The organism is Planktothrix paucivesiculata PCC 9631, assembly GCF_900009265.2.
Classification (GTDB): Bacteria; Cyanobacteriota; Cyanobacteriia; order Cyanobacteriales; family Microcoleaceae; genus Planktothrix; species Planktothrix paucivesiculata.
Genome location: NZ_LR735025.1, coordinates 39,410 through 53,506, shown reverse-complemented (window position 1 = coordinate 53,506; position 14,097 = coordinate 39,410). Strand labels below are relative to the sequence as shown.

General features: G+C 38.8%; 10 protein-coding genes. 9 read left to right on the top strand and 1 reads right to left on the bottom strand.

The window, feature by feature from the left end; genetic code table 11:
* Positions 1-29 precede the first annotated feature (29 nt).
* Positions 30-3,701 carry a magnesium chelatase subunit H gene (gene bchH / locus PL9631_RS20410; RefSeq protein ID WP_083623215.1) on the top strand — a complete coding sequence of 1,224 codons (3,672 nt, stop codon included), beginning with the start codon at positions 30-32 and terminating at the stop codon, positions 3,699-3,701.
* A 75-nt stretch (positions 3,702-3,776) separates the two neighbouring features.
* Here bchH and PL9631_RS20405 read toward each other — a convergent pair whose 3' ends face one another.
* Entirely contained in the window at positions 3,777-4,859 is a 1,083-nt protein-coding gene (locus PL9631_RS20405) for a radical SAM protein (protein ID WP_083623213.1), read from the bottom strand.
* Between the two features lie 354 nt (positions 4,860-5,213).
* On the opposite strand from PL9631_RS20405, the gene PL9631_RS20400 reads away from it, so the two are divergent.
* From PL9631_RS20400 to PL9631_RS20365, 8 genes are all read left to right on the top strand, one after another.
* Positions 5,214-5,555, top strand: a complete 342-nt coding sequence (locus PL9631_RS20400) for an ArsR/SmtB family transcription factor (RefSeq protein WP_156090648.1) — start codon at positions 5,214-5,216, stop codon at positions 5,553-5,555.
* Between the two features lie 162 nt (positions 5,556-5,717).
* Positions 5,718-5,954 carry a DUF7219 family protein gene (locus PL9631_RS20395; protein WP_083623212.1) on the top strand — a complete coding sequence of 79 codons (237 nt, stop codon included), beginning with the start codon at positions 5,718-5,720 and terminating at the stop codon, positions 5,952-5,954.
* Between the two features lie 328 nt (positions 5,955-6,282).
* Positions 6,283-7,623, top strand: coding sequence for an oligosaccharide flippase family protein (locus PL9631_RS20390; protein ID WP_083623211.1), 1,341 nt, complete (start codon positions 6,283-6,285; stop codon positions 7,621-7,623).
* 49 nt (positions 7,624-7,672) lie between these two features.
* Positions 7,673-8,755, top strand: coding sequence for a glycosyltransferase family 4 protein (locus PL9631_RS20385; protein WP_083623210.1), 1,083 nt, complete (start codon positions 7,673-7,675; stop codon positions 8,753-8,755).
* A gap of 79 nt (positions 8,756-8,834) precedes the next feature.
* Positions 8,835-9,719 carry a sulfotransferase family protein gene (locus tag PL9631_RS20380; RefSeq protein ID WP_083623209.1) on the top strand — a complete coding sequence of 295 codons (885 nt, stop codon included), beginning with the start codon at positions 8,835-8,837 and terminating at the stop codon, positions 9,717-9,719.
* A 34-nt stretch (positions 9,720-9,753) separates the two neighbouring features.
* Positions 9,754-10,581, top strand: coding sequence for a 2OG-Fe(II) oxygenase (locus PL9631_RS20375; protein ID WP_083623208.1), 828 nt, complete (start codon positions 9,754-9,756; stop codon positions 10,579-10,581).
* A 51-nt stretch (positions 10,582-10,632) separates the two neighbouring features.
* On the top strand, positions 10,633-12,258 hold the full coding sequence (locus PL9631_RS20370) for an O-antigen ligase domain-containing protein (RefSeq protein ID WP_197046454.1): 1,626 nt from the start codon (positions 10,633-10,635) through the stop codon (positions 12,256-12,258).
* Between the two features lie 55 nt (positions 12,259-12,313).
* Positions 12,314-14,071, top strand: coding sequence for a cellulose-binding protein (locus tag PL9631_RS20365; RefSeq protein WP_083623206.1), 1,758 nt, complete (start codon positions 12,314-12,316; stop codon positions 14,069-14,071).
* Positions 14,072-14,097 lie beyond the last annotated feature (26 nt).

Below are 14,097 nucleotides of genomic sequence, written 5' to 3'. Positions count from 1 at the left end.
TTAAAACAAATCGTTTAAAAATAGAGTTTATGAAAAAGATTGTTTTAATAGCTGGGTTTGAGTCTTTTAATGCTGAGTTATATCGTACAGCAGCAAAGTTAGCCAGCGCTCGTTGTCCAGAATTAGAAATTTGTGTATTTAGCGATCGCGCCATTTCTGAGCAACCCGATACCGTCGCCACCGCCTTAGAAAATGCCGATGTATTTTTTGCTAGTTTAGTATTTGATTATGATCAAGTATTATGGTTACGAGAAAGGGTACAAAATATTCCAATTCGTTTAATTTTTGAATCCGCTTTAGAATTAATGAGTTTAACCCAAATTGGAGCGTTTAAAATTGGAGATAAACCCAAAGGAATGCCCAAACCCGTACAATTTATTCTGAGTAAATTTTCTAGTGGAAAAGAAGAAGATAAACTCGCGGGTTATATTAGTTTCTTGAAAACAGGCCCGAAATTATTAAAATTTGTTCCGGTTAAAAAAGTTCAAGACCTCCGCAATTGGTTAATTATTTATGGCTATTGGAATGCGGGAGGTACAGAAAATGTATCGGCAATGTTCTGGACAATTGCTAGTAATTATTTAGGGTTAACCGTTGGCGAAATTCCTCCTCCAATAGAAACCCCAAATATGGGATTATTACACCCAGATTATAACGGTTATTTTGAATCACCAAAAGCCTATTTAGATTGGTATAAAACCCAATATCCAACAACTACTAATAATCCCGTTGTCGGAATATTACTTTATCGTAAGCACGTGATCACTAAACAAACTTATATCCCCCAATTAATTCGTTATTTTCAACAGGAAAATTTAATTCCATTGCCAATTTTTATTAATGGCGTTGAAGGTCATGTTGCCGTTAGAGATTGGATGATAACAACGGATGAATTAAATCATCGAGAACAGGGAAATATTCAAACCTTATCCTTATCAAAAGAAGCTGTAACCGTTGATGCAATTGTTTCTACCATTGGGTTTCCTTTAGTTGGAGGGCCAGCCGGATCAATGGAAGCCGGAAGACAAGTGGAAATTGCTAAACAAATTTTAACGGTTAAAAACGTTCCTTATTTTATCGCTGCACCTTTATTAATTCAGGATTTATTATCTTGGACTCGTCAAGGAATTGGGGGTTTACAAAGTGTGGTTTTATATGCCTTACCCGAACTTGATGGTGCTATTGATACCGTACCTTTAGGGGGATTAGTGGGGGAAGATATCTATTTAATTCCTGAACGAGTTAAACGTTTAACTGGACGGGTAAAAAGTTGGATTCAATTGCGACAAACACCGCCAGAACAGCGAAAAATTGCGATTATTTTATATGGATTTCCCCCCGGATATGGAGCCACAGGAACCGCCGCTTTATTAAATGTTCCCCAGAGTTTATTGAAGGTTTTGCAAGCCTTAAAAGCCCAAGGATACACCGTTGGAGAGCTACCAGAAACGGGGGAAGCCTTAATTCAAAAAGTTAAAATAGCCGATGAGAAATTGGAAGCTCAACAAAACTTTATTTTTGCAGAAAATTCTATTATTTCCAATCAAGTTAATGTCAATAAATTAGAGAAATGGTTAGGCTATTTACAACGAAGTCGAATTCAAAAACAATGGAAATCCTTAACAGAAACCGGGATTAAAACCTTTGGAGAGGATTATCATATTGGCGGAATTCAATTAGGAAATATTTGGATAGGAGTGCAACCGCCTTTAGGTTTATCTGGTGATCCGATGCGGTTAATGTTTGAAAGAGATTTAACGCCGCACCCTCAATATGTGGCTTTTTATAAATGGTTACAAAAGGAATTTCAAGCCGATGCTATTGTTCATTTTGGGATGCACGGAACAGTAGAATGGTTGCCGGGATCACCGTTAGGAAATACGGGCTATTCTTGGTCAGATATTTTATTAGGAAATATGCCAAATTTATATCTTTATGCAGCTAACAACCCGTCAGAATCAATGTTAGCAAAACGTCGAGGTTATGGGGTGTTAATTTCCTATAATATTCCGCCATACGGTCGAGCGGGACTGTATAAACAATTGGTATCTCTACGGGAGTTAATTGCCGAATATCGAGAAGATCCACAAAGAAATTCTACCCTTCAAGAATCAATTAGTCAGCAAATTGTGGCTATGGGTTTAGAGGTAGATTGTGCTTTTGAGGAGGGAAAAAAATTAGGCATTGCCTTTACAACCGAAAACGCTCGACTATTTAGTCTGGAAGTTCTTTATAACTATTTTATCAAAATATATGATTATTTACAAGTATTAGAACAGCGTTTATTTTCATCGGGATTACATACATTTGGAGAGAATCCAACGGAAGAAGAATTAACCACCTATCTCAATGCTTATTCCACGGAATCCATGAATGAGTTAACCCCAGAAACTGAGACTCAAATTCGAGATTTATTATTACAAACATCTGATGAATTAACCAATTTATTAAAAGGATTAAATGGGGAATATATTCCTCCAGCCCCCGGCGGGGATTTACTGCGAGATGGGCCAGGAGTGTTACCTACCGGACGTAATATTCATGCCTTAGATCCCTATCGAATGCCTTCGGCGGCGGCCTATTTGAGAGGACGAGAAATTGCTCAAAAAATCATTAATCAACAGTTAGCAGAAACCGGGAATTATCCCGAAACCGTTGCAGTGATGTTATGGGGTTTAGATGCAATTAAAACTCGCGGGGAGTCGTTAGGAATTATCTTAGAATTAGTGGGAGCCGAACCCATTAAAGAAGGAACCGGGCGAATTGTGCGTTATGAATTACAACCTTTAGAGCAAGTCGGACATCCTCGGATTGATATTTTAGGGAATTTATCGGGGATTTTTAGAGATAGTTTTGCTAATATTATCGAATTATTGGATGATTTATTTGTACGGGCGGCTGATGCGGAAGAACCCGAGGATAAAAACTTTATTAGAAAACACGCTTTAAAGTTGCGATCGCAAGGAGTAGAAAACCCATCCGCCCGTTTATTTTCTAACCCTTCGGGGGATTTTGGATCGTTAGTAAATGATCAAATTGTTGATGGGAATTGGGAATCAGGAGACGAATTAGCAAATACTTGGAAAGGACGAAATCTATTTAGTTATGGACGAAAAGATCAAGGACAAGCTAGACCGGAAGTGATGACAGAATTATTAAACACAATGGATAATATTGTCCAAGAAATTGATTCCGTAGAATATGGATTAACCGATATTCAAGAATATTATGCCAATACGGGCGGATTAAAACGGGCGGCAGAAACACAAAAAGGTCAAAAAGTGAAAGCCAGTTTTGTCGAAAGTTTTTCTAAAGATACCACTCCTAGACCCTTAGAAGACCTATTAAGAATTGAATATCGGACTAAATTATTAAACCCAAAATGGGCAGAAGCTATGGTGAATCAAGGCAGTGGTGGTGCCTATGAAATTTCTCAACGGATGACCGCCTTAATGGGTTGGGGAGGAACAACAAATTTTCAAGAAAATTGGGTTTATGATCAAGCTTCTAAAACCTATGCTTTAGATGAAAAAATGGCAGCCCAATTAAGACAAGCCAACCCCGAAGCCTTTCGCAATATTGTCGGTAGAATGTTAGAAGCCCATGGCCGCGGATTTTGGGAAACCGATGGGGAAACCTTAGAAAAATTAAAATCTTTGTATGAGTTAACCGAAGCAGATTTAGAAGGAGTAAGCCTTTAAAGATAAAAGATAAAAACCAAACTGCTATAGTTAACCTTAGCCAACTATAGCAGAAATTAAGGGCAATTGAGTTAACTAATTTTGATGATTAGTTAATAAAGTTAACCCCATTTTAACTTTATCAGTAAAGGTTTTTTGAGATAAGCAGGTATAGAGACAAAGGCGATCGCAATTTGTTGTTTGTTGACGCCGATCTTGAGCTTCATTTCCTTCCCAAATTTCCCGCGTACTTTGATGTTTAACATTGCCAATGGGAGGATAAAACCAGCAAACTTCTACATCCCCATTTGGGCGAATAAAATAGTTGCGTAACCCCACACGACAGGAACCTACACTAGCAGGAGCTTGCTCTTCCCGAAAATGAGCCGGCCACATTCGCAGCAGAGATTCACTATTCATAATCGGTAAACCCTGGCGTTTTTGTTCAATTAAAGTTTCAACAACGGTTTCTAATTCGTCCATGCGATCTTCAGAAATCCAGAGTTCATTATAGGTTTCAGGTGTCCAACGATCAATGGGTTGAAAATTAACCGCCGTTGCTCCTAATTGTTTTACCCATTCCGCCATTTGGGGAATAATATGCAAATTGTGAGCATGAACTGTTGGTTTAATCATCACCGGAAAATCTTGACTTTGGACTTTGCGTTCTTCTAGTAAAAATTGCAAATGTTTTTTAACTTTTTCTAAAGCTCCAGAAACTCCGCGCACATAATCATGGATTTCAGCAATGTGAGCATCAATTGAAATATTGATATTAAAAGGATGAGCAGCCACCACTCGTTTAACAACAGATTCTGTTAAACAATAAGCATTCGTTGTTACTCCCCACTTGAGATTCTCCCGGTCACAGAATTCTAAGAGATCGATAAATCCTTGTTTGATAAAGGGTTCACCCCCGGAAAACTCAATATGATAGGTGCCGATATAGGTTTTGAGACTTAGAAGCGCGTTTTTCCACTGCTCAATTGTCATCTCTTCTTGATACTCTGATAACCGCCAGTATTCGCAATATCGACATTTAGAATTGCAGCGCTGATTGACAATCCCATAAATGACAATGGGTTTAGTCCCTTCAAACCCAGTTTTGAGATATAATTCCTCAAGAAAATCACTGCGAATATGCTTGACAGCAAGCTGGGCTAAATTCGCTACTTTCATGTTCTTAGTTCCTAAATAATGGGTGTTATAAAAACATTTTTGATATGCTTAGATGGTAGTTTTTATTTTTTAAGAGCAAATATAATCCTCGGCAAACTTAACAATTCTTTAGACCGATAGGCAAATTTTTCTTGCAGCTTTAAAAATAGGGGGGTTTTGTAAAACTTGATTTTACAAATCAGGGGGTTATGTAAAGACAGGAAGCAAGTTTTTATTTTCATCAGAGGACTGTAGATTCCAAAAGGGGATCAACAATCTTGAATGATCACCTCAGAATGGTTGATTTGTACTTTATATGGGAATGAAACGAAGATGATAAGCTAGAGTGATTCGCCGGAATTTAGGATATCCTTAATGGTTGCAAATAATCTCATGGTAACTCCTGCGGTTCCTGTTACCAACGCTGTTATGGCTGCTAGGTTTCATGCCCTATCTGACCCTCTGCGTTTGCAGGTCATTAATCTGTTACGAGAACAAGAATTGTGTGTTTGTGAACTTTGTGAACAGTTAGCCGTCAACCAGTCTAAGTTGTCCTTTCACTTAAAAATTTTGAAGGAAGCCGAATTATTGAAAAGTCGGCAAGAGGGACGTTGGATTTACTATCGTCTCAACCATAGCCAGTTTGGAGTTCTCGAAGCCTATTTAGCTGACTATCACCATTCTAGTCCCATTTCAACCTATCAGGATTGTGATTAAGTTCGGCTGTATAGTTATTAATAGAATTGTATTCTTTTTAACAAATAGCCGATGGAATTGATTAGGCTATAATTAAAGTATCAAAATATACTTTATTAGCTGATTGAAAATCTGGCATTCCATGTAAAAATAAACAATCATGTAAACTGGAGTCTGAAACTGATGACCAACCTAGGTTCATTTTATTGGGGTTCTCGTTATCGAGGAAATGCCACACCTGAGAATCTTGTGTTTAATGCTAATTTGCAGGAATTTGCTCAAAAGGTAGACTTTATTGTTGGCCTGCAAACCGGGGGAAAACTGTCAACAGAAGAATCTTATGTACAAATCGAAACCTTATGGGAACAACTTCGAGAGAGTAAACAACATTTGGGAATTGGAAAAAAACCCGGATCATAGGTTGAATATAAAATCGCCAAAATAAGGGGTGCAGTTTATCTGCACCCCTTATTTGTAGCAGAGGTTTTGGGAAGGTTATTTCTGCTTTTGTAAAGAAAAATGTAAAGGTTTTGTGAAGTGGCTTTATAATGGTGGCACAACTAGCTGAATTAGTTCTATCCTGAGCATTAGGGAATCTAAATATCCCAGTTAGTAATTTACTCTAGTTTACTCCCAGATTAACCTCTGTTGAAAACAAACTTTTGCCTTGATGGATAAGGACATTGCACCCTTAAAACCCATTAATTTATTCGGGCGAGTTCTACAAAAAGATTAAGTTTTAATTAATATGTCATCTCTAAGTAAACAGGCAATTCAAGGGACAATTTGGACTCTTTTTGGGTATGGGGGCGCTCAGGTATTACGATTTGGCGGAAACTTAATCCTAACACGTCTTCTGGTTCCTGAATTATTTGGCTTAATGGGTCTGGTTAATACTTTTATTATCGGTTTAACCCTATTTTCAGATATTGGAATTCGCCCTAGTATTATCCGCAGTGAACGCGGGGAAGACCCATTATTTCTGAATACGGCTTGGACAATTCAAGTATTCCGAGGTTTTGGATTATGGATTGTTTGTTTGTTGATTACAGCACCAATTGCTTCATTTTATAACGAGCCTCAACTATTATGGATTATGCCAATTGTTGGTTTTAGAACCGTCATAGCGGGTTTTGAATCTACATCTTTAGCGACTTTGAACCGCAATTTAAACTTAAAAACACTGACCATTTATGACTTTATTGTCCAAGGTTTAAGCCTTGTGGTAATGATTGTCTTGGCTTGGATCAGTCCTACAATTTGGGCCTTAATTATTGGAGTCTTAATTTCATCTGTGTTTGGACTGATTAGGAGTCATAGTTTAAATACCGAGATGCGGAACGGTTTGGCTTGGGATCAAAGTGCCTTGAAAGAATTAATTTCCTTTGGGCGCTGGATATTTATTTCAACGGTGATGACTTTCCTTGCCTCTCAATCTGATCGCTTAATCCTGGGTAAATTATTAACCTTAGAAATGTTAGGGGTTTATACCGTTGCTTTTGCCTTAGCGGATCTTCCCAAAGCCCTAATGCAAGCGGTGATGAATAAAGTTGTTTTTCCGGTTATTTCTAAACAGTTGGATCTGCCACGATCGCAACTTCGAGAAAATATTTTAGACAAAAGAAAATTATTATTATTGCTCATGAGTTTACCCTTAGCAATTCTGGTTTGCTTTGGAGATCAATTCATTTTGAGTTTATATGATCAAAGATATGAACAAGCCGCTTGGATGCTGCCGATTTTAGCTTTAGGAATGTGGCCATTTATCCTACATAGCAGTATTAATAAAGCCCTATTTGCCATTGGAAAACCCCTCTATATTGCCGTGGGTAATGTATTTAAGTTACTATACATGGTGATTTTACTTCCGTTATCATTTTCTGTGATGGGAGTAGTAGGGGCTATCTTGGTTGTTGCATTTAATGATATTCCCTCTTATATTGTGGTTAACTATGGGCTTTGGCAAGAAGGACTTTTGGGATTCAAACAGGATTTAGGGGCAACTTTCATCCTCCTAGGGATGATTGTTCTCCTAGGAGGAATTCGATATAGTTTAGGAGGTGGATTATCCATTGATAGTATCTTGTAGCGTTTAGAGGAATCCAAGATCAACGTATTTCAAACTAGGGAAATCGACAATGAAAATTACCTTTGTTCAAGCCAATTGGGTGAGTTTAGCAGGAGGGGTTCAATCTAATGCAGATCTAGCTTATCACTTGCAAAAACGAGGTCATGAAGTCTATATTGTTTGTCCTCAAAAACGCAGATCTACGGTTGTTCAGCAGGTTAAATCCTTATTAAAAGGTAAAGGGTTAATTCCCTCGAAACATCAAGGGCCTTCCCATCTTGATGGTATGGATCTACCTCGCGAGATTTTGGATCATCCACCCCCAGTTACCGATGCCGATCTTCCCGATGCGGATGTTGTGGTGGCGACTTGGTGGGAAACAGCCGAATGGGTTGCCAATCTTTCCCCCTCGAAGGGAGCAAAAGTCTACATGATTCGCCATCATGAAACTCACGATTATTTACCCAAAGAACGGGTCGCTGCTACCTATAGGCTGCCTTTCCATAAAATTGTGATTTCCCAGTGGTTAGTGGACATTATGGAGAAAGAATATGGAGATAAAAATGTTTCCTTAGTTCCTAACAGTATAGATGCGGAAAAATATTATGCCGAACCCAGGAAGAAACAAACTGTTCCCACCGTGGGAATGTTATATTCTCCCCTCTCTTGGAAAGGATGTGATATCACTTTAAAAGCATTGGCTTTGGCATCTCAACAGATTCCTAACTTAAAATTAGTCTGTTTTGGGACTAAACCCCCTGTTCCTGAGTTACCCTTACCCCCAGGGAGTGAGTTCTTCTGTCAGCCTCCACAGGATCAAATCAAACATATCTATGCCAGTTGTGATGCTTGGTTATTTGGCAGTCGCTTTGAAGGCTTCGGACGTCCGATTTTAGAAGCCATGGCCTGTCGGACTCCGGTGATTGGAGTGCCATCGGGTGCAGCCCCGGAACTCCTCAATGACGGTATCGGAATCTTAGTCAAACCAGAAGACCCAGAGGAGATGGCGGAAGCGATTGTCAAGATTTGTCAAATGTCCCAGGAACAGTGGCGCCAGATGTCAGATCGTGCTTATACCAAAGCTACCAGTTACACTTGGGATGATGCAGCCCGACTGTGTGAACAAGCTTTTGAAATTGCACTCCGTTCTTAATCCGATCTAACGATCTTTTTCTCTATCGTATTCAGCCCTTTCGGGCTTTCCCTAACCCTTGATCCCAAAGCGTTTTGTGATGATTAAACCCCAATTTATTATCATTGGTGCAGCCAAATCAGGAACAACAACACTGTATCAATATTTGTGTCGGCATCCCCAGGTGTTCATGTCTACGCCAAAAGAGCCAGACTTCTTTTCTGTAGATGCTCATTATGCTCAAGGAATGGACTGGTATGAATCATTATTTCATCAAGCCAAACCCGATCAGATTTGTGGAGAAGCTTCAACCACCTATTCCCGCTTACAACAATATCCTCATACCGTAGAACGTTTGGTAAAAGCCTTACCAGAGGTTAAACTCATTTATATTATGAGACATCCGGTAGATCGGGCTTATTCATTTTACGTGCATCGCTTCAAAGGATCACGCCATAAACCGGAACTAGCGGTGGAAAAAACCTTTGAAGAAACCATTGCCAAACAAAGTGAATTTATTGACAGTAGTTTTTATTTCTATCAAATTGAACAGTATCTGAAATTTTATCCGCGAGAGTCATTTCTGTTCCTGCCTATGGAAGACTTAATTCAACATCCTCTCCAGATGATTTCCCAAATTCTTACCTTTCTCGGTGCTGATCCCACTATTAATTTAATGGAGGAAAGCACCCTGGTTGCCAATAAGGCGGAGGATGATCCAGAATGGTTTGTACGGAAACAAATAACTTCTTCTTTCAAGCAGATTCCCGGGATTGAACAACTCAAGTCCCTCTTACCCCAGCCCTTGAAAGATCAAGCCTATCAATGGGTACGCCATTTCAAGTATAAACAATGGAAATCCCAACAATATATGCCCCCGCCTATGCGTTCAGAAACTCGCCAAATGTTATTAGAAAAATTTCGAGAACCTAATCAGCAACTTGCTGAGTTTTTAAATTGGGATTTGTCCCACTGGAACCGTTAAAATCAAATTTTTTATCAATTTTAGGATTTAAAAAATGACTCAATCTTTAAGGTTTTGTTTGGATTTTAACTTTTTAAATGCTCTGGCAGAACAACATTGCCAATCCTATGCTCAAGCCGATCCCTTTCCCCATATTATCATTGATAATTTTCTCCCCGAATGGGTTTTAGATCAAATATTAGAAGAATTTCCCCAACCCGGAGAAATCAGTTGGAAAAAATTTGATGCGGCTGCTGAAAAAAAATTAGCCTCTACTTCAGAACTGCAAATGGGTGAAGCCACCCGGTTTTTACTTTATCAATTAAATTCTTCAGTTTTCCTAAAATTTTTAGAAAAACTCACAGGAATTTCAGGGATTATTCCCGATCCTTACTTTCAAGGAGGTGGACTCCACCAAATTGAACCAGGAGGATTTTTAAAAATGCACGTTGACTTTAATAAACATAAAAATTTAGACTTAGATCGACGATTAAATTTGCTCATCTACTTAAATAAAAATTGGCAAGAAGAATATGGGGGATACTTTGAAATGTGGGATCGAAACATGACCGAATGTGCTAAAAAAGTTCTCCCCATTTTTAATCGTTGTGTTATCTTTAGTACAACAGACTTTTCCTATCATGGACACCCCGATCCTTTAACTTGTCCAGAGGGAATGACTCGCAAATCCTTAGCACTCTATTACTACTCTAACGGTCGTCCAGCCGAAGAAGTGTCTGGAACTCACTCCACTGTGTTTCAAGCTCGACCTGGAGATAATTTAAACTCAAAACCGGCTCCAGTTCCCATCAAAACCCGCTTAAAAAAATTCATTCCCCCGATTATTTTTGATATCCGCAACGCCCTCCATCAAAAATCTTAATTCGGGATGGATTTAGACTATACAAACTTAGGAGATCCTCCCCGATAGTTTATGACACCTCAAGCACAATTCGGTTTGTTGATTTTGCTGCCCATTGTCTTGTACTTGTTTAAAAAAATTCCCTCCGACAAGGCTGTGGTGATGGGTTTTATTCTGGCTTGGTTGTTTCTTCCTCAGCGTACTGCCTTTGTCTTCCCCGGTCTTCCCGATTATGATCGCTCCACAGCCACCTGTTACAGCATCATCCTGGCGACCTGTTTATATAGCTTTAAAACCTTTAAAACCTTTAAATTCGGCTGGTTAGATATTCCGATGTTGATCTGGTGTATCTGTCCTTTGATTTCATCCATTACAAATGATTTGGGAGCTTATGATGGGTTCTCATCGATGCTGGCACAAATCATTAAATATGGTATCCCTTATTTTTTAGGTCGCGTATATCTCAATCATCTTCAAGGTCTTCATGAATTAGCCATGGGAATTTTTATCAGTGGTGTGATTTATGCGCCACTGTGCATTGTAGAAAGTTTTATTAGTCCCCAACTGCATCGAATGGTTTATGGCTTTCATGGCATTAATCAATTTTCCCAATCCTATCGTTTAGGAGGATATAGACCCAATGTATTTATGAAACATGGTTTAGCTGCGGGGATGTGGATGATGGCGGCATTGTTAATTGCCCTATGGCTTTGGCAATCAGGAACTTTAAAAAAGTTTTTGAATATCCCGATGAATCTTTGGTTCATTGGGCTATATATCACTCATCTTTTAGTTCGTTCTACTGGAGCCTATCTGTATATGGCTTTGGGAATGGTGATTTTATTTAGTGCCAAATTCCTTCGCACCAGTTTTCCCAAAGTGTTGTTAATTTTAATGTTATCTTCCTATCTCTATCTAGGGGTAACGGGGAACTTCACAGGAGAACAAGCGGATCAAATTATTCAGGTTGCCACTGATCTAGCTGGCCCTGACCGAGCGCAGTCCTTAGCATTCCGATTTGAGAATGAAGAAATTTTAGTAGAAAAAGCCATACAACGGATATGGTTTGGTTGGGGAGGATGGGGACGAAATCGGGTTTATGACTATGCTCAATCCACAGGGGAAAAAGTTGATATTTCCACCACCGATAGTTTGTGGATTATTGCCTATGGCATGAATGGAGCAATGGGTGTTATTGGCATCTTTGGAACATCTTTGCTCCCGGCTCTCACTTTTTCATTGTTACGATATCCTGCTAAAACTTGGTTTCGTCCCCAGGTCGCCGGGGCCGCCTCCATTAGTGTAGTTACGGTTTTATATGTGTTAGATAATCTCTTAAATGATCAGTATAATCCCGTTTTTACCTTGGCTAGTGGAGGTTTAGCTGGATTAGTGATGAACCCCAATCCCCAAGAATTCAATTCCTCTGTCACTGTTTCTCCCAAAACGATTGATCGTAATCCGACACTCAATCCCCTACTGCCTTCTCCAGCACTTCTAATTCCTACTAAAACACTTCATCCTATTCCTAAGCTGAATCGCAGAAAGCCTCGACCGATTCCCATTTCTAAAAAACCCAATTCTGGTATTACTAAACTAAATCGCAAAAACCCTCGACCGATTCCTATTTCTGAAAAACGCAGTTATGGTATTCCTAAACTGAATCGTAAAAAACGCCGATCTCCATCAATTAAGTAACTGATGAAGACTGAATCTTTGAACCGTTAAACGTTATTTTTTAAGGTGATTGATCATGTTTATAGTGGCTGGGTTTAGATTGTATTCCAAAAAAAATCTGGTATTATTCTTAATATTTTTAATAGGCATAGGAATTACTGTATCTAAAGTTATTCCGGGTTCTCAGAATAGTTTAAAAGGATCTGAAGTTAGCACAAGTTTATCCCGTCCTGAATCCTCGTTAGGAATTAATTTGAGTGGTTTAGGGAGTGCATCGACTCAATTTCCGTTTATTGACTACTTTAAAAATTCTCACGAGTGGTTCACCACCTGTCGTAATAAAAAAACATCAGACTGTCGAGGGGTATGGAATACAAAAGAATCTGAGCAATTAGATTTAGATGAACAGGGTTGGGTTAAATCCTTACCGAAGCCCGAAGATCCTCCCCGTTACACAGAAGTTGCAACAACTTTATTTAAAGATATCCCTCAAGATACTCCCATTTCTGGACAATATCTTGTTTTGTACGACGGAGAAGGAACCCTAGAATATGGTTTATCGGCTAAAAAAGATAAGACCCTTTCTCAGCCCGGTCGAGATGTGATTAATATTGATTTATCCAAGACCAGTGGTGCGTTAATTTTAATTAACGAAACTGATCCTAATCAAACTGGAAATTATCTTCGCAATATTCGGATAATTAGAGCGGAACATGAAAGCCTATATCGTGACGGTGAGATCTTTAATCCCGCTTTTTTGGAGAAGATTAAACCCTTTAAAACTTTGCGATTTATGGACTGGATGCAAACCAATCATTCTCCTCAAAAAGAGTGGAAAGATAGACCAACACCTCTAACAGCAACCTATAGAGGTTCAGGGGTTCCTTTAGAAGTTATGATTGCCCTTTCTAATCAGCAGAAATCCGAACCTTGGTTTAATATCCCCCATAAAGCAACGGATGAATATATCAGAAATTTTGCCCAGAAGGTTAAAGCCGAACTAAATCCTGATTTAAACATTTATGTAGAGTTTTCTAATGAAGTTTGGAATTGGAATTTTAAACAAACTCGTTATGCCCTAGAACAAGGTCAAGCCCGGTGGGGAAAAGATAAAGGAGATGCTTTTCGTCAGTGGTATGGAATGCGAACTAATCAAATGTGTGAAATTTGGAAAAAAGAATTTGGCAATCAAGCAAATCGGGTAATTTGTGTGATCGCAACCCAAACAAATTCTGAAGGGGAAGAACAGAAAATTTTAGATTGTCCCTATTGGGTGGCAGAAGGAAATAAACCATGTTATCAAGGAGTTGATGTCTATGCGATCGCCGGTTATTTTAGTGCCTCATTAGGGGATTTGGAAAATAGTAGTGTGGTAGAATCATGGATTAAGCAGGGAGATAAAGGGATTAATCAAGCCTTTGAACAGTTAAAAAAAGGCGGGTTACTTCCTAAAGATAAAGATAGCTTAGTTGATAATTATCAAACTTTCTTATATCATGCAGAAGTGGCTAAATCTAAAGGTTTAAAATTAGTAGCTTATGAAGGTGGACAACATCTGGTTCCCCATCCCAAAGACCCCAATAAAGAAGAGGTCTCGAAATTTTTTATTCAACTGAATCGTGATCCTCAAATGTATGATGCTTATTTACAACTTTTAGAGTATTGGAAACAAGCTGGGGGAACTTTATTTATGCACTTTGTTGATATCGGTAAACCCACAAAATACGGCAGTTGGGGAGCCTTAGAATCGGTCTATCAACCGACTTCACCCAAATATAAAGCCCTAGAAGATTTTATTGATAATAATGATGGCGGGAGGAATGTCAGTAGATGAGCGTTGTGTTAACAATTGGCTGTTAA